This is a genomic window from Enterobacter sp. SLBN-59 (assembly GCF_024807915.1).
GTDB lineage: Bacteria > Pseudomonadota > Gammaproteobacteria > Enterobacterales > Enterobacteriaceae > Enterobacter > Enterobacter asburiae_B.
The window spans coordinates 133,165-153,232 of sequence record NZ_JANUFI010000002.1 but is presented as its reverse complement, the minus strand read 5'-3'; the positions used below and the strand labels follow the sequence as shown (position 1 = coordinate 153,232).

The 20,068-nt window shown below is 55.1% G+C and carries 13 protein-coding genes and 3 pseudogenes; 2 read left to right on the top strand and 14 right to left on the bottom strand.

All coding sequences use genetic code 11. The features are described from left to right. Window positions 1–957: 957 nt before the first annotated feature. The 4 genes and pseudogenes from M2422_RS22770 to M2422_RS22760 form a co-directional block, all read right to left on the bottom strand. Entirely contained in the window at window positions 958–1,656 is a 699-nt protein-coding gene (locus M2422_RS22770) for a DsbA family protein (protein WP_259142901.1), read from the bottom strand. 28 nt (window positions 1,657–1,684) lie between these two features. Continuing rightward, window positions 1,685–2,557, bottom strand: coding sequence for a conjugative transfer relaxase/helicase TraI domain-containing protein (locus tag M2422_RS23960; protein ID WP_404997321.1), 873 nt, complete (start codon window positions 2,555–2,557; stop codon window positions 1,685–1,687). Further along, window positions 2,542–7,107: a MobF family relaxase gene (gene mobF, locus M2422_RS22765; protein WP_404997320.1), complete on the bottom strand. Its 4,566-nt coding sequence runs from the start codon at window positions 7,105–7,107 to the stop codon at window positions 2,542–2,544. Before mobF ends, M2422_RS23960 begins: the two co-directional genes overlap by 16 nt. Then, window positions 7,104–8,612, bottom strand: a pseudogene (locus tag M2422_RS22760) (type IV secretion system DNA-binding domain-containing protein); the annotation flags it as partial. The gene mobF and the pseudogene M2422_RS22760, both read right to left, overlap by 4 nt. 85 nt (window positions 8,613–8,697) lie before the next feature. Between M2422_RS22760 and istA the strand changes: the two are divergent. Continuing rightward, window positions 8,698–9,720, top strand: coding sequence for an IS21 family transposase (gene istA, locus M2422_RS22755; protein ID WP_187260470.1), 1,023 nt, complete (start codon window positions 8,698–8,700; stop codon window positions 9,718–9,720). Continuing rightward, complete coding sequence (istB, locus tag M2422_RS22750) at window positions 9,717–10,499, top strand: IS21-like element ISSen3 family helper ATPase IstB (protein ID WP_032666787.1); 783 nt, start codon at window positions 9,717–9,719, stop codon at window positions 10,497–10,499. Before istA ends, istB begins: the two co-directional genes overlap by 4 nt. Window positions 10,500–10,568: 69 nt before the next feature. Here the strand turns inward: istB and M2422_RS22745 are convergent. The 10 genes and pseudogenes from M2422_RS22745 to M2422_RS22700 form a co-directional block, all read right to left on the bottom strand. Next, a pseudogene (locus tag M2422_RS22745) lies at window positions 10,569–11,633 on the bottom strand (type IV secretion system DNA-binding domain-containing protein); the annotation flags it as partial. A 115-nt stretch (window positions 11,634–11,748) separates the two neighbouring features. Continuing rightward, window positions 11,749–12,060 carry a hypothetical protein gene (locus M2422_RS22740; protein WP_059310862.1) on the bottom strand — a complete coding sequence of 104 codons (312 nt, stop codon included), beginning with the start codon at window positions 12,058–12,060 and terminating at the stop codon, window positions 11,749–11,751. 190 nt (window positions 12,061–12,250) lie between these two features. After that, window positions 12,251–12,983, bottom strand: a pseudogene (gene traT, locus M2422_RS22735) (conjugal transfer complement resistance protein TraT). 147 nt (window positions 12,984–13,130) lie between these two features. After that, complete coding sequence (locus M2422_RS22730) at window positions 13,131–13,820, bottom strand: hypothetical protein (RefSeq protein ID WP_259142899.1); 690 nt, start codon at window positions 13,818–13,820, stop codon at window positions 13,131–13,133. A gap of 1 nt (window position 13,821) precedes the next feature. After that, the gene (gene traG, locus M2422_RS22725; RefSeq protein ID WP_259142896.1) at window positions 13,822–17,112 is read right to left on the bottom strand and encodes a conjugal transfer mating-pair stabilization protein TraG; all 3,291 of its coding nucleotides are present in this window, start codon (window positions 17,110–17,112) and stop codon (window positions 13,822–13,824) included. Continuing rightward, the gene (gene traH / locus M2422_RS22720) at window positions 17,112–18,476 is read right to left on the bottom strand and encodes a conjugal transfer pilus assembly protein TraH (protein ID WP_045895650.1); all 1,365 of its coding nucleotides are present in this window, start codon (window positions 18,474–18,476) and stop codon (window positions 17,112–17,114) included. The genes traG and traH overlap by 1 nt, the downstream gene beginning before the upstream one ends. Next, window positions 18,473–18,736 (bottom strand): hypothetical protein, encoded by a 264-nt coding sequence (locus M2422_RS22715; protein ID WP_259142894.1) that lies wholly within the window; start codon window positions 18,734–18,736, stop codon window positions 18,473–18,475. Before M2422_RS22715 ends, traH begins: the two co-directional genes overlap by 4 nt. A 17-nt stretch (window positions 18,737–18,753) precedes the next feature. Then, window positions 18,754–19,365: an F-type conjugal transfer protein TrbB gene (gene trbB / locus M2422_RS22710; protein WP_259142892.1), complete on the bottom strand. Its 612-nt coding sequence runs from the start codon at window positions 19,363–19,365 to the stop codon at window positions 18,754–18,756. Next, on the bottom strand, window positions 19,355–19,573 hold the full coding sequence (locus M2422_RS22705; RefSeq protein WP_252063795.1) for a hypothetical protein: 219 nt from the start codon (window positions 19,571–19,573) through the stop codon (window positions 19,355–19,357). Before M2422_RS22705 ends, trbB begins: the two co-directional genes overlap by 11 nt. Further along, window positions 19,570–20,061 carry a hypothetical protein gene (locus M2422_RS22700; RefSeq protein ID WP_259142890.1) on the bottom strand — a complete coding sequence of 164 codons (492 nt, stop codon included), beginning with the start codon at window positions 20,059–20,061 and terminating at the stop codon, window positions 19,570–19,572. Before M2422_RS22700 ends, M2422_RS22705 begins: the two co-directional genes overlap by 4 nt. Window positions 20,062–20,068 lie beyond the last annotated feature (7 nt).

Genomic DNA, 20,068 nt, shown 5'->3' with positions numbered 1-20,068 from the left:
TTAAGTTTGTTCAAAGTGGCTATGGATACAGACAAAAAACCACGGAACTCGGGTAAACCCAAAGAGGCAAGCAACAGGCGGAAGGACAGACGTTGAAAGAGGCGGCCCCCTTTCGGGGGCCTCAGCCATTCAATGACGAATCAATGAACGGGGCAGGTCGCAATTACTTCGGAACTGGCCGAACCATCTCTGGCTGCGGGATGCGATTCAGTTACCTGAAACCCTGTAACCATCCGGTCTCAATACACCATCCAACCCATAACGAATAGCTGTCTGGTTAGTATTGATGATTACTATACTATTGTGGCTAACAACTCCCCGCAAGCTCACTCCTATTCATAGCTATTCACTGCTGTTCATTAAACATCATTGTTCCATGAATGCTTTGTATTATGCTTGTATTTGCAACCAGTGGCTCTAGGAAACAACTTCAGTTGTAAAACAAGATTCCCGTTACAAAAGACAGAAAAGCGCTCTGAGAGCTTTCTACGGCGTTTAAACCATATAAAAATTTTTATGCGTAAAATGCGTGGAAAGCACTTTTTGCAAAAAAACACAGACTAACTATATCCATGTACTGTGTCGCTGTGGTTCACGACATTTAAGTTCAATGTCCCATAAGATTGAGTGATAAATGATTAGTATTTAGTCTGAAATGGCGTCACTGGTTTACTTCAGTTAAAGTGAGCCTTGCCGGTTATCCTGCTTCTACTTCTGAACCGGGGTGGTTTGGAACAGCTGGATGGCCGGTAGTTTTCCGTCCACACTTTCATGCTCGCGTCGGGCTTCCAAACTTAATCTTAATTGTCCTTAAGGGACTATAACCGGCAGCGCTCGCCCCAGTATCAAGCCGGCAGGCCTGATCGAGGAAGCGCAGGAGAACGGAACGGGAAGATGGCATTTACGCGCGGAATCTGAAGATCAGTCTCTGGCGGGAGACAATCTACAGGATCGGGGTCACTGTGCGCGTGAGGCTTTCCGGATTGCTGCCTGGAGTCTTTCAGCGGTAACGGCTTCCGGGAAAACCGTGATGGTGTCGGGAGTCGCCCCACTAACGGGCATGACGATGATCCCCGGCGTTCCGGTGAGTCCCAGCGCCTCTGCCAGGTTACTGTTTTTCTCAAGGGACGCGGTATGGTCGCCAGGAGCTGGGGCGGCCAGTCCCGCCTTCGCCGCTGCCCCGTGAATATCCTGCGCCGTCAGTTTGCCTTCATTATGGCCGGTGGCGTAGATGGCATTGTGATAGGTGACATAGGCCTGCGGCCCTTTCTGTTGCCAGACCGTCAGCCCCTGCTGTGCAGCCTGAAGTGAAGCTTCCCAGCGACCACCAAATATTGGCCACTCCTTAAAGAGGTAGCGGACATTCGGCTGCGCTTTAATGACCTTCTCCAGCTCCGGCGCGAAGCGGCTGCAGAACACGCACTGGTAATCAAAGAATTCAATCACCGCGACCTTTGCATTATCAGGCCCGTAAGCCGGGGTGTCCGGATCATGCAGAAGGTTCGCCTGATTCTCCATTACGTTGAGTGCAAACATCTTCTGCTTACGTGCCTCCTGCTCCGGGCTGAATAAGGGCTGAGGTGCCGAAGCGTGTGCCATTGAAATAAAGCCAATGGATGTTGTAACTATTAATGCGGCTAATTTGTTTGCTTTCATTGTCTGATTCTCATGGTTAAAAGGGAGATTAACGTTCTTTCTGAATGGTTCGAGTGAGGGTCTGTTCTTCTCGCTCCGGCATGCGACCGCGTTCAGTATTTTCTGCCACCCTGAGCATGTCTCGTTCAGCGTTTGCCAGATCTGCAATCACACGCGATGCCCGCGACTGTTCACCGGCGGTCTTGTCAGCACCTTCCAGCTCGCTTCTGACGCTTGCAGCGGCTTTTATTTCCTGTCCATCGGTGTTTTCCTCACCTCTGACCCTGGCGATCACATCCGCATCCGGGTTGAGAGGTTCCGGTTTACGCGGGTTAATGTCTTCCGGTTTCAGTCTGATCACCTCTTCCTGTGGAACTTCCGCCAGCAACGACTCCGGCTGCTTGCTCCGTCCGGCTTCTTCATTGCGAACCTGGTCTGCCAGCATTTGCTCGCGCAGCTGCTGTACGTTCTGTTCGTCCGTCAGCGTGGAGACAATACCCGGTGACACATCCTGTTTTGTCCCACCGCTTACCTTAAGCAGCCATGCTGAAGGCGGTTCATCACCGGTCTGCCAGACCACGCCGTCCTTTGGATGATTTCGTACTGCATCGAGTGCAGCCGTCAGGTCGCTGGCCACAATCGTGTTTCCGGACTGACTCCGCTGCAGCACGGCGCCACGGGCACGCTCTGTCATGACCATTCGTGTCTCCCCCTGAGTCATCCGTCCTCCCGGGCTGGAAACCAGGGAAACCAGGACCAGGCCCGCACTCCTGCCATTGTTGTCATACACCGGCAGCGCCAGCGCCGGTTCAGGAAAGCGCCGGGTGGCCGGGATGATTTTTGCCGTCAGTGACGCCTCCTGCATGCCCTGATGGCGCACCCAGGCGCGTCCGATGGCCGTTTTATTCACCGGCTGCCCCATTGCCCAGATGGCTTTCGCTTGTTTTCGCTGCGTTTCCGGTGCCAGCGCATCGTGCGCCGTTTTGATATCACGCTCCGGTTTTTTATCGCCTTAACCCAGTCAGCTTTCTTGTCGGTGTAAATCTGGACGTGCTCCTTGACGCGGGAAGTTGAAATATAGAAGGCACGACGGGAAGCCAGTGCCTTACGCCCGTCTTTCGTGCCCTCAAGCGCAATGACATAATCGCTACTGGCCCCCTGTGCACCGTAGCCGGTGACGGCCCAGCCGTAGTCGATACGCTGCTGCGCCCTGACCTTCTCCGGATTGATGGTGACGCGACCGTTTTCCCCCTTCAGACGGATATTCCCCTCCTCGCTGACCGACTCCACCGTATAGCGCTGGTTGGCCATCTGCCCCTGTTCGCGATCGGTCGCCGTGAACTTAAGCAGATCGCCGGAACGGACTTCCATCTCGCTGCGGCGAAACAGCTGCACGTCACCGGTGATCAGCTCCTTCGGTGAAACCAGAGCAATCTTCCCTTCCTCATCACGTACCGTCACCGTTCTGCCGTTACGGTCAACAGCCACCACATCCTGGTAGCGGTCACCGCGTTTAACCACCATCCCTGTTTCCCAGGCCTCTGTTTTGTTGAACTCATGGCGCGTATGGGTGATTTTATCGAGCACAGGCACCTTAATGGCCTTCTCCCCCAGTTCTCCCCGCGCTGCAAGCGCGGCATGAATGCCGACATTTATCGCTTTACGGTCGGCGTTCAGCTGCGCAATGATGAGCGTACGGGACCGCGCCTCCGGTGTCCGGTCCTTCCAGTCCGCCACGATGTCGTTAACAGGCGTCTCCGTTTCCTGAATCGCACTCTCCGGGAGCGCGGCTGAAGCGCTACGCTCCACACGGTCTGCCGGCTGGGTTTCAATGCGCTGCAGGGCCGCATCGATACGGTTATCGATGATGTCGTGAACGGCGCCGCGCAGCTGCAGGTCTTTCTGACGGACGATTTCCTTCATGATGGCCACATCCATCGGGCTTCGCTCCTGCATCAGCTTAAACGGCGCGCCCACGTCGACCGCTTCAAACTGGTCGATATCCCCCATCGAGACTGCACGTCCGCCGCCGCTGGCAATGGCCTGGAACAATGCCGCCGTATCCTGGTTGCCTGCCATTGATGATTCATCGATAAGAAACACCTGTCCTTTATAGTCAGGTTTCCCGCCTGCGGCCGTCGCCTGGTCATGCTCAACGACAAAGGATTTGATGGTCTGCGCCCGTACACCGACGTCGCTCATTTCTTTCACCGCCTGGTGCGTAGGAGCAAGCCCCGTCATCACCGGACGAACGTCCGCCGGTAGGGTCTCCAGTGCAGATATCACCGCCTTCAGCTGCGTGGTTTTCCCCACGCCGGCATAGCCCTGAATCCCGATAAACTGATCCGTGGTACCCAGCACCAGGGTGGTCGACTTTTTCTGGCCATCGGTGAGTCCGTTCAGCACTGCCTCCGGTACCTGTTCCAGCAACGGCTGCTGCGTACCTTTTCCTTCCTCCACCACGCGCAGAATGGCTTTCTCCATCTCCCAGGTGGACCGGGACACCAGTACCGGCTCTCCCCCTGCGGATACGGACAACAGCTCGCCATTTTTAATCATCGCGCCAATTTCATTCCCGATGGCTTCGAGGTCGGGATGATATTTCTGCGCTTCCGTCGCCAGCTTAAGCTCGCTGATCACCACGGTGCGCTGGTCGTTAATGGCACGCCACACGGCCAGACCCGCGTCCGTCCGGACGCTGTGATGCAGTGAATCAACCGCCTGACTGACGTCCTGGTGACCGCTCAGGTTTCTGACCAGCTGCACGGGAGAGGCATTGGTCTTCATGCGCTGCAGCCGGGCTTCAGCCCGGTCCTGCACTTCGGCGGTGAACACTTCCGCCCGGTGGCCACTCTGTGCCAGCGAGTTCATGGTCTGGGTCGATATGTCGCGGCTGTTGAGCGCGGCCAGCACCACGCCGGTGTCGTTATCCCGTCCGCCCGGCGCGGTCACGTAAGCATGTGACAGATAGAGCGGCTGGTCTTTTGGCAGCGTCAGTGTGTCTTCCCCCCGTTTAACCTCAATCCCCTTTTCACTTATCCCGGTCACCTCAAGACGATCTTTGGCCTTCAGGCTGTGCTCGCGGTCGCCCGCCACGGACAGCAGTTTTTCGCCGGTGGCCACGCTGAGGGTTTCACGGCTGAAGAGACGCCAGTCAGCGCTGATATCACCGATTTTCATCCGGGTCAGCACGCCATCCCCGTCGATGAGCGAGAGGACTCGCGTGTCCTCATGCACCCGGTCAATCACATAGGACTTACGCTCTTTTGCGTCCGTGCGATCTTCAAGCACCATGCCCGGGCGGTACGAACCTGGCATGCGGCGCGTTTTGCTGTCGAGCCAGACCGGCTGCCGGGCCTCTATATCCACGCCGTCGCGCCCCAGCTGTCCTGCGTTCTGCAGCGCCTCACGTACCAGGCCCGTCAGCTGTGCCTGCTCACGCCTGCCGACCACAACGGCGGTGACGTTTTCACTGCCTCCGCTCAGCTCTGCATACCGGTTGGCCAGCGCCTCGTAACGGTCGCGTTTGTTCGGAATACTGACCACTTCGGCCTCAAGCCCGGGCGCAGGCTCAGTGCGGCGGGAGCGGGCAACACCCGCTGACTCCAGTACGGACATGGCGTTACCGTTCGCCTGACGCCCGGCACTGTCGAGAAAGACCAGCTGTGCGTCCTGCGCGCGCGCTTCGCCAAGCAGAACCAGCGTCTCTTTTAATCCCAGACGCTCTGCCCCTTCGATAATCAGCGTGCTCTGGGGTTTCAGGTGGAAATCACCGCTCAGAACATGCTGCCGGCTGATAATCCGTTCCCGCAAATCGTCGGATTTCGCCAGCGAAATGGCGCGCTCGGCAGAGCTGGCCAGCACCTGCACATCACGACCATTCGCGCCGGCAATACCGGTCAGCTGCGCGGTCAGGTCACGAATGCCCGCCACGCCTGACGGGGCATTCATCAGCACCAGGGCGTCCTTCTCCACAACTTCAAGCGCCGCCGGCGCGTACTGCGCCGGGCGGGTGAAACTGACGACTTTTGTGGATTTGAGATGCTCCTGACTCAGCGCCTGGATCGAGAGTTCATCCAGCAGGTGAATACGGGAGGTGAAGACCCCTTTCTCACTGTCCAGCGGCACAATCATGCCGTCCTTCAGCGCCGCATCGATGGCCACACGAATTTCCTGAATTTCCGGCAGCTGTTCGCTCAGCTCAGCGGTGGTCATCATCAGCTCGCCAAAGGTGAAGCGCGTTTTACTGTCGCTGAGCTGCGAGATGGCCAGCCGGACAGCCTCAGTCAGTTCCGGGCGGGGTATTTCAGTGTCCAGCTGCGCGGCAGGTAAGCTCCTGGTCGCCGGCGTCTTTTCGGGACCGGTCTGTGCCGGCTGACTCAGCGTGTCAGTTTGTTGTGGTACTGGCTGACGGGACAGGCTCTCCCGTTCTGCGGGTTGAGCAGGTGTGTCGACGCTCTTTTCTGCCGTGGACGACGTCTGCAGAGAAGCCTGTTCAGGCCCGGCAGGAACCGGCTTAGCCTGGTGACCTCGCTCCGGCTGAGGCGCGGTCTCACGAAGACCTGCATCACGCGGCACCACGCTCTCCTGATACGCCTTCAGGTCAAATCCCTTCTCCTTCATCTGGCCCAGCCAGCGCTCCATCAGGCGCATCCGCGAAGGGTCAACTTTCGCCCTGCGGGTGTCTTTGGCGGCCACATCCCGGCTGCGCAGCGTGGCTTCAGCCCCCACGGCCCCCTGAATTTCCCGGCCCCGTGATGAATATTCGTCCCTGACTTCTTCCGGAACGCCCTTGATCTCCCACATCCCATGCTTGCCTACTTCTTCCACTTCATGGCCGAGCGCTTCAACCCGCTCGCGCAGCGCGCTGCGATAGATTTTCCCGAGGGTGACCTGGTGCTTCATGACGGTTTCGATAAAGCCGGCGTTATGGATATAGTCCGTGGCCAGAGCTTTCCATTTGCCCGCATACTCCGTCATGTTGGCAATCAGGAGATGGGTGTGCAGCTGCGGATCAAGATTGCGCGAGGTATCATGCGTATAGGCGGCCGCCACCATCTTGCCGGTGTGTACGATGGACGTAACGCCGTCTTTCGTGTCGCGGGCCGAGATGAGCTTCTCCACATAGCCGGCCGCCACGCGGACGGCATGGTTATGTGCTTCCACCATTTCTTTATCGTTGCCGATGAGTGCCAGAATGGACACGCTTTTGGGGGCGGAAAAAGTCAGGTCATGGCCGGGGCGGTGGACGTGCTGTCCGTTAACCTCCTTGCCAAGCCGTGAGCCGTCCGGCAGGCGGCCCTCGAGCACGGCCGTCAGATCATCGCCACGAACATTGCCCTCAAGGCCCAGCTCTTTTGCACCTTCCCCCATCCAGAGACTCTGCAGGCTCCCCAGAAAATAGTAGTTATCGGAATTGCTGTAGTAGCCTGCAGCCTCACCGGCTGACGCTACTGGGGCGACAGACATCATAGGTCATGCTCTCTCTCGTAATAGTGATGGTCGTTTTCGTCGTAACCCGGGTCGTCCGCGTGACGGTGAAGTAAAATGTTCTCTTCTTCCTGCGCCAGCTGACGGTGGGTGCTGTGGGCTTCATCCTGGGTCTGCGGTGTCACTGACTTCCCTGCCGTCGTCAGACTCAGGCCGCCGTCAGGCAGTGCCGTCACCTTCATATCCAGGTTCATTGATTCGCCCGCATTCTCGCTGGCCTGATCTTCGCCTCCGCCTGAGGTGGCTCCGGTATTGAGCCGCCGTTTCAGCATCCCCAGTGCGCCGACTGCAGCTGGCTCGGAGGGAGCATCCAGCTGGGTTCTGCTGCGGATTTTTTGCAGTGCTGCAGGTATTTCCGGTTTGAGGGGCGCAGTCTCTTTTTGACGAGTTACTGAAGGAGGAGAAGACCGAAGTGAAACGACGTTGTCTTTTTTGTCTTCGGTGACAGGGTCTGTCACCGTGCTGTGATTTTCAGTTACGACTTGCGTAACCACAGGCGCTGTTCGCGATGTGACGGGCTCCCTGGCTGGTACTGGCTTCCGTTCAGTTGCAGCGCTGCGCGAAGGTTTATTTTCTTCCGCCGGAGTACGCGCCACTTTTTCGACGGCCGATGTTGCCGGCGAGCCGGATGCCCCTGCAGACGAAACCGGAGCAGGACCGTCATCTGCAGAGGATGTCTCGCTCCCCTTCTCCAGCACTTCATCACCGGTTGGGAACGTCAGACCTGCAGCTGCAGCGGCGCGCTCGTTCTCCTGAATAACCCTCTCCAGCTCCGGACTCAGTAAATCTCGGATATTGCGCTCGAGAAGGCCTGCCTGCCGCTTCTTCGGCGCGCGATATTTCAGCTTAAGACGGACGACCGGATACTCACCCGGGAGGCGCACATAAAAGTTGAGGTTCGGCAGACGCATGATCTGCTCGTAGTCGACAATCGGGTTATTGACCTCGTCCTTACCGAGGGACACACCGTCACGCACCTGGTCCAGACCGTAGCTGTTCTGCTCGCGGATTTTGCGCTTACGCTGGTTGCCCAGCTCCTCTTCGACCACTTTGGCCATCTCCGCACTCGGTGAGCGACCGTACATACGGGTGTTCATCAGGTCGAAGATACTTTTGGCCAGCTCGCGGCCGTAGACGTGAACCAGCTGGGCCATGTTTTGCATCCCCAGCACAAAACAGCCACCAAACTTACGCGCCTCGGCAAGCGTCTCGGCCAGCTCGGGGATACGCTGCAGGCTGGGGGCTTCATCGATAATGAACCATACGCGGCGGTCGCTGTTCTCCCCCATGCTCTGCAGCATCAGCGTGGCCAGAGATACCCACAGCGAGATCAGCGGGCGTACACTCTTGCGGTGACGAGCCTGTGTTGAAATAAACAACCAGCTGCTGTCATAGCGTTCCTGCGTCATCCACTCCCGGATGGTGAACGGCGGCTTCGTTCCGTCATCCAGCCCCTGCAGGTAGCGAAGGGCTTTGGCGTAGTTGGTGTTACCAACGGTGCGAAAGTGATCCATATCCGACGCCTGAAATCAGATCCAGGGGTTAATCTGCTCTCCTGATTCGGGAGAGCTTATGGTCACTTTTGAGACAGTTATGGAAATTAAAATCCTGCACAAGCAGGGTATGAGCAGTCGGGCGATCGCCAGGGAACTGGGTATCTCCCGTAACACCGTAAAGCGTTATCTGCGTGCGCAGTCTGAACCGCCAAAATATACGCCGCGTCCCGCCGTCGCTTCACTCCTGGATGAATACCGGCACTATATCCGGCAACGCATCGCCGATGCCCATCCTTATAAAATCCCTGCAACGGTCATCGCCCGCGAGATCACGGAGCAGGGTTATCGTGGTGGCATGACCATCCTGAGAGAATTCATTCGTTCACTCGCCATCCCTCAGGAACAGGAGCCCGTCGTACGCTTCGAAACAGAACCAGGACGACAGATGCAGGTTGACTGGGGCACCATGCGTAATGGCAAATCCCCCCTGCATGTGTTCGTTGCCGTTCTGGGGTTCAGCAGAATGTTGTACATCGAGTTCACTGACAATATGCGCTACGACACCCTGGAAGAATGCCACCGTAATGCGTTCAGCTTCTTCGGTGGAGTACCGCGTGAAGTGCTCTACGACAATATGAAAACGGTAGTGTCACAACGCGATGCTTATCGGACCGGGCAACACCGGTTCAACCCCTCACTGTGGCAGTTCGGCAAAGAGATGGGCTTCTCTCCACGACTGTGCCGCCCCTTCAGGGCACAGACTAAAGGCAAGGTGGAGCGGATGGTGCAGTACACCCGCAACAGCTTCTACATCCCGCTAATGACCCGCCTGCGTCCGTTGGGGATCACCGTCGATGTTGAAACAGCCAACCGCTACGGCCTGCGCTGGTTGCACGATGTTGCTAACCAGCGCAGGCACGAAACAATCCAGACCCGCCCCTGCGATCGCTGGATCGAGGAACAGCAGTCCATGCTGGCGCTACCGCCGGAGAAAAAACAGTATGACGTGCAGGTAGACGAAAGCCTGGTGACCTTCGACAGACAGCCACTGCATCACCCGCTCTCCATCTATGACACGTTCTGCAGAGGAGCCGTATGATGGTGGAACTGCAACATCAACGACTGATGGTACTCGCTGAACAGCTGCAACTGGACAGCCTTATCAGCGCCGCACCCGCTCTGTCTCAACAGGCTGTGGATCAGGAATGGAGCTATATGGACTTCCTGGAGCATCTACTTCACGAAGAGAAACTGGCCCGCCATCAGCGTAAACAGGCGATGTATACCCGAATGGCGGCCTTCCCGGCAGTGAAAACGTTCGAGGAGTATGACTTCACCTTCGCCACCGGTGCCCCACAGAAGCAGATCCAGTCGCTGCGTTCACTGAGCTTCATAGAGCGCAACGAAAACATCGTGTTGCTGGGGCCATCCGGCGTGGGGAAAACGCATCTGGCCATAGCGATGGGCTACGAAGCGGTGCGGGCGGGTATCAAGGTTCGCTTCACAACGGCGGCGGATCTGTTGCTTCAGTTGTCAACGGCACAGCGTCAGGGTCGTTATAAAACAACGCTTCACCGTGGCGTGATGGCACCAAAGCTGCTCATCATTGATGAAATAGGCTATCTGCCGTTCAGTCAGGAAGAGGCAAAGCTGTTCTTCCAGGTCATCGCCAAACGTTATGAGAAGAGCGCGATGATCCTGACCTCCAACCTGCCGTTCGGGCAGTGGGATCAGACGTTCGCCGGTGATGCGGCGCTGACATCCGCGATGCTGGACCGGATCTTACACCACTCACATGTTGTTCAAATAAAAGGAGAGAGCTATCGACTGAAACAGAAACGAAAAGCCGGGGTTATCGCTGAAGCTAATCCTGAATAAAACGGTGGATCAATATTGGACCGTCGGTGGAGATGATGTAAGTGGATCACTTTTTACCCGTTGTTGACAGTTGGTTACCACTGAGCGAATGGAAATGGCCGTTTTCTCGATCTTCTCCTCAACCAGGTTGGCTGAGGGCGTGTTGGCCAGATAGTCACGCAGATTTTTCATGCTGAGGGACAGCAGGGTTTTGAGGAACTTCTCAATGCTGCGTTCCGGGTCCGTCGACATACGAATTGCAAGGTCGGCATAAATAGTTCGCGAGCTGGATACCCAGAACGGATCGGACTCCCCTTCAACCGGGATGAGGCTAGCAGCCAGGTTGTCGTAATCGACCGCGTCGACACACTCACCCCACATCTGCCAGTTGGCACAGCGCTCGTCGTGGGCGTTAAGGATGATATCGGTAGACGGGTTATAGTGGGTTTCGGTGAAGGTACAGCCGGAGTCGTAGATGATGGCCCGGTCACCACGTTTGCGGATGTAGTCGAGTAACCAGCGTATTAGCGTCGACTTCCCCACCCCGATAGTGCCATGCATCAGGAAATTCAGTACCTCCGCCATCCTGACCATATGCAGATCACCCACGCGAAGGTCAGAGAACTCACCGTTTTTACGTAGCAGCTTATTCACTTCAGCAGGCTTGTCAGTCAGCTGCATCCCGGAAATGTATTCGTCTTCACTTTCCTTTCGACCGATATTGGCGATAAACCATGTCACGGCGATAAACACCACCATACTGAACAACCCGCTGGCGCCGGCCGCCCACTGCAGCTCAGTCTGGCACTGGTCACCCATAGCCTGCATGTACGGGTCCGCATAGATCTGCGGCAGGGTCATTTTGAGCACCATCATCGTCGCGGTTGGCGCATACCAGTAGTGGACGTCGTAAATTTTTGGCGTCCCCGTTGCCGGCATCAGATCGATAAAACTGCTGTTGATGCTGGCAAACCACCACAGAGAGCCGTTATCAAGGGCTTCCTGTGGAATTCGCCAGAGAAAAATGGCGGAAGTCAGTACGGCGAACAGGATGAAGATCCAGAATCCTATCCAGTTGTTCACCTGAATGAACATGCGCCAGCGGTAGGCGGTCATCTGCCCGCCCTGAGTGAGGTTTTTTCCTGCGAAGCTCATAGAGTGTTGTCCGGCCGTTATTGCATCACCTGTTCGGTGATGTGTGTTATCAGGGGAGAAACGTTGAAAAGGGTGATGAATTACGTGATAGCGCGAGTGGGAAAACGTCGGGTTATTACATCAGACTCAGTTCATATCTGGCCTGCTGACATCCGTCCTCCCAGTCCTGTGCATTAATGTATGCAGCCATAGAACGGACTGAGGAGGCCACATCCTTATAAACCGGTGAATGCCACTCCTGGGGCTCCAGACCATATAGAGTGAATTCATAGCCAGCCCAGCCAGCAATGATGGTCATTCCCTGCCCCTCAGGAAGTGAACCAAATACATTCATATAAGCCCTCGCTAACATCAGCTCACTTTCCAGATGGATAAGCGACCAGAATTCAGCTGAGTAATCTGCACGTTCATTTATCTGATGCATCATGATGGACAAACTCCTTTGAAATTAAGGACGCAACGCTCGCCGCAGACAGGGCTGCGCCAGGCGCAGTCATGCGAGGAAGCGTAATTACTGGTAACTGACAGAAAGCACCGACGCACCCTGCCCGGAATGAGCACGGTTAAAAATCAGCTGTGAGGGAGAACGGCTGCGACGATCGCCGCAGCCGCGGGTATTACATGATGCCAGCGATGGACTTGGCCAGCTGCGCTTCCAGGACAGGTTTTGCCTCTTCAAACTTGAGGTTCACCTTGTTGGCGTTGGATACCACGCGAGTCTGGTATTTAGCACGGTTGCCCTGCTCCGTGCTGGTCTGCAGCTTAATACCTGACGTGCCCTGTTTCAGGGCGGCAATATTGTCGGTAGTGACGGCCGCTTTGCTGCGCTCGGAGATTTGCAGATCGGTCACCATCGTGTAGTTCACGTCTTCAACCATTGCATCTGCAGCCATACCAATCAGCCCGGTGGCCAGCCCTACACCCAGCGTTGCGCCAGCTGACGACGAGTTATACGCCGTAATACCCGCGCCCAGTGCCGCACCCATTGCCGCACCTTCATACCCGGTCTTGAGGAACCCCTGGGCATCGCGCAGATCCCTTTTTTTCAGCTTTCAGTACGTTTGCCTGAATCCAGTAGTAGGCCGTGTCCGGAGAGCTGGAGACGCGGTAACCTTTCGCGGCCAGTTCATTTGTAATCTGTGCCTGCAGACCAGACATATCCTTGTCAGAGGTATTACGGATCTGCAAATAAACAGTCTTCTCTGATGATGGCTCCAGCCAGATGGTTTCACTCATCTGGGTTTTGACATCGAGGTTACGTTTCTTCACCGCTGTGGACATGGCACCACAACCAGACAGAGCGAGAGTAGACGCGATCAGACCAACAACGGCTAATTGTTTTAATTTCATGAATTCATCCTGTGCATAGAAAAACGTCCCCGTTAGCGAGATATAGCTAACAGAGACGTTATCGGCTGATTTGAAAGGGAATTTAGGTTAAATAGATGACTTACTTAGATTACTACAAAAATTAAGGGGGCCAATGCCCCCTTACTCTCAGTATCCCCGGTTAGGGTCATACGTATTTGAAGGTTCGTTGAAGTTTGTTCCCCAACTGTTTCCGTGTATATCCAGGCCAGAGATGCCACCAACCATTGGCATTCCTGATGCAGGGTTCACCGTTATTCCATTACTGAACGAATCGTTGAAGGAAGTATTTAAAGGAACAGGGGTTATACCGGCATCCTGGATACTCATTTGGCTGCCTGAAAAGCTGATAATTTTGTTGTCACTAGCGCTAAGGCGTTGAGCCTCATTATCTGGTAACACATGAGCTATCCCGTTCCGGATAACGTATATCCGCCCATTATCTTCATCCTTAAGAAGGGTATTATCCTTGTAAGTAATATGCCGCAATACTGCGCCCACTAGGATAAAAGCTATTAACGAGTGAACAGCTATGCCTGCTATTAAAGCACTTTCTGTATCATTGCCTACATACACCATCAGGAAGGTTAGCAAGACTGCAAGCACCCCGTTACTCAGGAAAGTTGCTTTTAAACCCATCCCTCTTTGACTGCTTCGTAACTTCCAAAAACAGAGCAGATAGATAGCGCTGGGGATAATTGATAAGAGCATGCTCTTAGCCATAAATGGCACGTCAAAAAGTACCTGCATGCTTAAAGAATAAGCTGCATAAATGCCGATTGGAATGAAACAACAATAAGCACTTACTTTTTTGTTCATTTTACCCTCCAGTTTTCTTCCTTAATTCTGCCACTCTCTGTTGCAGTTCATCTGGTTGGAGATCATTAAACGGATTGAGTTTACTTGATTGATCCAGTTCAGCTTCGGCACGACCAAGCTTGAATCGCCCTTGACCGATTAAGTTTTCTCCTTTCAGGATATCACTGGATGCCTGAACAGTGGATTGTTTTTTATCAATTTCTCCAGCAGATTCGTTGATTTTATGCTCATTTTCAGATCTTTGTTCCGCCACTCTACACTGTAATTCATTCTGGGGACCAAAACCCTGCGTAGAATGTTCATGCAACTTAGCCTGATTTTCTTTGTAGGACTCCTGCATAGCATCACCACGTACTTTTTCGCCGCCAACATTAATTCCTGAACGGCTATGAGTAACTTCACTCTCCTGGCCATACGTGTTTCCTTTCTCCCTAATGGCTCCTGAATGATTGAACTCCGGGTGCGATTCTGCAATGTGACCGGCCCTTTCATCTGTAGTGGTGCGTCCACCGGAAACAACCATGCCTGCCGACGAGGTGATATTACCCGAGCTGCTTCTCTGTCCGGCTGCTTGTCCCTGATGAACAGTTGAATGCTCAATACCCGGCGAAACAGAATCGTTTGTTCTGGCAGAATAATTCCCACCCTGCTGGCCTCCATATTCAGCGACCTGAGTCGTTCCGTAAGGCTGGGTACTGCTAACACCTCCCGAGCTACGAGTACCGCCATCCTGAGAGCTGTAACTGACTCCAGCATCATGACCAGATGAACCTGATACCTGCTGACTGCCACGCGCTGGCTGAACAATATGTTCACCACTGAATGCTGCATGCTCCTGGCCGCTGGTGAGATCTGAACGACCCTGCTGATAATCCCCCATAATTTCAGGTTTGAGACGTTCATTTACGAATTCCATCGCTGCTTCTCGCGCCGACGGCGCACTTGTCAGCATGGACTGAGCCTTATCACCGTATTTATTCGCCGCCCAGTCCACAAACTCCTGCGTATAGTTCGTATCGAGGCTTGCGCTCTGATTCTGCGCAACGGTGGCCATACGACTGAATTCATTACTCTGCGTCGAACTGGTGGTGTACTGATGGTACTGGCTTTCAGCATCATTAAGCGTTGCTGCCAGCTGCTGAACATTACTGCTTGCAGCATTTTCGGAATGATTCGCACCATCGGTGATACGGCTGCTTTTAACCATATCCATACCCTGGCGGAAGTCATTAACTGCCTGGCTGTTCTGATCATGCCGCATATCCTGCGAATGGGAATCTGAATTCTGGATTCCTCTTGAGCTGCCCGTCGAATGCCGCAAATCGCCTGAAATACTTCCTTCAGCACCTAACTTAACAACGCCCAGATTAAGCCCCCCTCCGGCCGTTCCTTTAATGCCTGCAGATATAGACCCCTGATTACTAATATCCATCAGTTTGTTATAGGCTTCCTGCGTCGAGATGTTGTTTGCTTTCGCATAACTTTCAGCGGCAGACAACATCATGCCAGCACCGCGTGTTGCATTAGTGGCCTGGCTGTTTTCACTGCCTTTGATCAGGCTGTCGCTGGTACCAGTCTGATTAGAAAGCTGAGAGAGCTGTGACCAGCCACTGGTAACGCTGTGGTTGTAGCCATCGAGTGCAGTCTGCGCCTGTACCTGCGACTGACGGGCGGACTCCTGGAATCCACTGCTGGCCAGCTGACTGAGCTTCATGTTCACCGGCAGGTTCGACATTGCACCCGAGCCGTCGATAACCGTATGGCCACCGGCCGTCTGAGTCTGTGTGGAGCCGTTATCTGCCTGCCACGTTTGCTGACCCTGACGCTGCATCAGGTTGGTATCCATCTTGTTCTGGCTGACATTGTCCATCGACATGTTGTTAAACGACCAGTTTCCGTCTGCTGTGGTCGCTGCCACACCTGCTGACGTGAAGGCGCCCGAGCTGAGTACACTCCCCGCCACCTGAGAGCCCATCGCCGCAGCGCCTTTAGTCAGATAGAACGACAGCACCGGAATGGAAAGGGATAGATAACCTGCCAGATTCGCCACGTCCGAATGCTGCAGTGCCACCACATCCTTGTTGGCCAGCACCAGGGGCGTGCCCCCGGACTGACTTTGCAGCCAGTAGTTGGCGGCATAGTTAAGAATGGCGAACATAACCGGCCACATCTGGAAGTAGATAAACCCGGAAACGTATATTTTCAGTGTGTTCAGACCAAACAAAGTGTGATTTGATGCGGCCAGCGCAATCATCAGCGGGAACAGGCATACCAGGATAAGCATCAGCAGAGACTGTGCAAACGGCAGCGTTCGGGTCGCCAGCTCGTTGCCTGCAGCCCAGGCGAGACGCTGTTTGGTGGCAGCGTTCTCGGTGGCCAGGTTCAGCAGGTTAGCCGTGTCGGAAGAGCGAGCGGCAAAACCCTTGATCCCCTGCCGTACTGCACTGTTCGTGATGTTATTCTTCATGATCTGCGCAGCAGTCATACCACCGGCATAGAAGTACCCGTAACTTTCCCCCATAGCATTGGCCAGAAGCGCCGCGCCATTCAGTTTGTTGCCGAATACCTTTCTCGTCAGCCAGGTGAACGTCGCACTGCCCGGGTTGACGTCGGTATTGGCCAGCTTCTGGATCTCCGTTGCGGCCTGCTGACAGGTCAGGAACTGACGTGAGGTGGAGGTCATCTTAAAGATGCCCCGCAGCGGGCTTGGGTTACTGGTTATCAGCGTCAGCGGGTCAGTAGAATTAAGCAGCTGATTGATGGTGTATTTACCATTCAGAAGAATGTCGCCGATCACACAGTTTTCCACGTAATCCGGCAGCATCTGAGCCAGCTCCGGGTTTTGCGTAGCGAAGTCACTGGTTTCTGCCACAATCTGCGAGCCAAACAGCATCCCGGTTTTGCTGTAGGTCACCGAGTCGGGTCTGGCCATCAGCATGTCGTAAACTGACGCCATCTTGTACCCGATACTGGTCGTCAGCGACGCGATAGCCGCCAGGCCAACCGGTACGTTATCGGTTACCCAGACTGCACCGGGATCGGACAGGTCAATAACCTGCACTGAGCGTTTCGGTACCAGAAGGATGGAGGTCAGGATCATGAAGACCGCCAGCCACTGGACGAAGACCATCGGGTTACGTTGTTTGATGAAAGTGAGCAATACGGCCAGCACCCCGAAGGTACCGGCAATACGCATTAAGGTGTGGAAGGTATTCTGACCGACAAGGGTGACAACGGCGTCCAGCGCCGTTTTCCACATTCCCCCGCCATAAATGGTGTATATCTCAAGCATCAGCGATCACCCCAGTGATAGTTGCTTTGGTAGGAGCCTGAAACAATGGTGGACACCTGCTGCTGCAGGTACTGCATGTTGCGGTCGATACCGTCCAGCGCGTTCTGATCAGCAGCTGACTGCAGCTTCATGTCAGCGAGAAGTCCCTGCGCATGAATGATGTTGTCACGTAGTTTGGCGGCAGCCTCTTCAGGGAAGTTCTTGCCAGCCAGCGACAGGCTTGCCTGTTTTACCAGCTCCTGGAGGTACTGGATCATCAGGTCCTGGGCAATGAAGTCAGAAACCTGCAGCAGGTAGGTGGCGCTCATTCCCATACTCTGAGCGTTAGTCAGGTACTTCAGCACCGGCACAGAGGTGGTGTTCACAAAGCCTTTTTCCTGATCGGTCAGCGCAGTATCATCTACCAGCTTGTTCTGCATTGAGAGCATCAGGTTTTTGACCAGTGTGACCAGAGCGTTGGACTCAGAAATCGTCAGGTTAGTGACGACAGGTCCCAGACACAGAGTGGATTCATCACATCCGTAGACCTTCGCCGTTCCCCCGCGCATCAGGACTTTAATCAGGTCGCGGTTATCAACCAGTGGCGTCAGAATTGTCACATCGCCATTCTTGTTGAAAATAATGGAGCCGACGGTACTCATGACCAGCTCCTTCAGCGCGCGGTCGTTGCCGAGAAGACCATTCTTACTGAGAGTATCCCAGATAAGGTTTTTGTTTTTCAGCACCTGATCTTTCTCAGCGTCGCCTGCCTTAGCTGTGACTTTGTCGCCCTGTCCTCCGACGGTGCAGCCCTGCCGGGAAGCCGCCCAGTCGGAGAACATGTTGGTTTCGCCGGCAATGTCCTGGCAGATTTTCTGCTGGGAAACCTGCGTCACTGGCCACAGCCCGCCGATAATGCCCTGAGCGGCCTGGCACGAACTCATGTTCATGGAGTTAACATCACTGGCCAGCTTCTGAAGAAAGTCTTTAGCCTGCTTCAGCTCCGGTACCATTGTCTGCAGTGCCAGGTCGAATGCATAGCCGGCGGCGTTACTCATGATTTGTTTCACGAATCGCTGAATTTCCTCGCCGCTGATCATACTGAACGCCCCGAGATAGGCGTCGATACCGCCGCAACCGGCGTTCAGGGATGGCAGTTGCATCGAGACCAGCTGGACGTTTTTGACGGGGTTCCGGAGGTAGACAGAGCCGCCGGAGAAGTACCCGGCCGCCTGCCCCTGCCAGGCCTGCGCCTGAGTGACGTTGCCGCTGTAGCCAAGATTATTGAAGAAGCCATTCAGGTCGCCGTTGACGTCCGCCTGAGCCGTCAACGCAGTCAGTCCTCCAACGAACACGGCACCGGCTGTTATCAAAGCCTTAATCATGCAATCTCCTCCCGGGGTTTCCTGGCCAGGGTCTGCCGGCAGACGTACAGCCCGGTGACGGTGAATAAAAAACCGATGCTCAGCGAGATAAGCAGGAGCACCGGAAAGTCCTGCAGGCAGGTTGTCAGTTCAGGGCGATCCATGACGCTGACCCCCCGGTGGGCCAGCATCCCATAGAAAGCTGCGGACACAAGCAGCGTCACGCTGAATAACAGCCACACGCGCTCGGTACGCGATAACGCATACGTATTTGTCGTCATTTTGTAGTCCGTTCGTATTACTGAGGGGTGACCTGCGCGCTTGCCGGCATGGGCGGCAGCGTTTTTGGATCGACGTTATCCATATCAGCCTGGATCAGGCTGGCCATCCGGCTCTCAAGTGCGGGGATGTCCATCACGCCCTGGGTGAGTGGATAAGCTTTCAGGGTGTTGACGTTGACCATAAAGGCCGTCGGTGTCGCAATCGGCAACCCGTTTCCGAAGAAGGTGACTATCTCGTCTGCGATGGGAGAGTTAGGGTCCGTCTTACGTGGGATCATCGGGGTCGGGTAAGATACGTCCCCGCCGCCGTCAAGGGTGTACGGGTATACCCTGATGGCATGCTCATCGGCCCAGCCCTTCAGCAGTGGGTCAAACTTCGCGCTGTACTGGCAGTGCGCCTGCATAAAGAGCACCACGGCATAATCTTTCATATTAGCCCGACGTCCGTCCGGCAGCGCCATCATGCTGGCTGGCGCAGGTACCGGAATGGTAGAGGTGGTGATGGCTGTAGCATCTGCAGATGAGTTCGTTTTTGTCGCTTCAAGCGCCATTAACTCCTCACGCGCACCGGCGTTCGCCAGCAGGGGCAGGGATAACAGGAGCGCAGTGAGTCCGGTTTTAATGTTCATGATCGACTTCCTTATGCGTCTGCCCTCTTTCGTAACGGAACCAGCGATACACGGCATACACCACCATGCCAGCCGCACCGGCCCACATACCATTGCACAGCCACAGCAGCCCCTGCTGCGTGTGCTCCACGGACCAGGTCATCAGTTCGCTCAGTACGCGCGCCATCGTGCCCCAGAAAATCAGTCCTGCGAGAAGTGTTGGTTTCATTCCTGTGTCTCCTTGTTCTGCCGTACCAAAAGCGAATGTCTGTCTGGTGAAATGCGACGCTGAGCGGCCCGGGACAGGCCATATAAAACAAACCACAATCCAAAGCCCAACATAGCGGCCATCATCCAGACGTAGCGCAACGTTGCATCTACCGAACGCACCCATGAATCGCTGTCAACGGGTCCGCGCTGACATAACACTTCAGGCGGGGCTTTCGATAAGGCAGGAGGCACAGGCTTTAATGACTCTCCGGGTTCAGGTGGCGAGAAGCGTCCTGCCATCTCATGTTCATTAACGCACCCCATCACCTTGCCGGCAGGCGCACCCTCAGTCAGGTGATGAAAAGTCGTCAGGAATTGCCGGGAAAGTGAGCCGTCTGATGCCGCCAGCATCACAAACACATACAGCATCAGTGCCGGACCGAGGACAAAGGAATACAGGGCAGCCCGCCCTGCATCGCGGATGAGGGTAAACAGTGTTTTTGTCATAAGGATC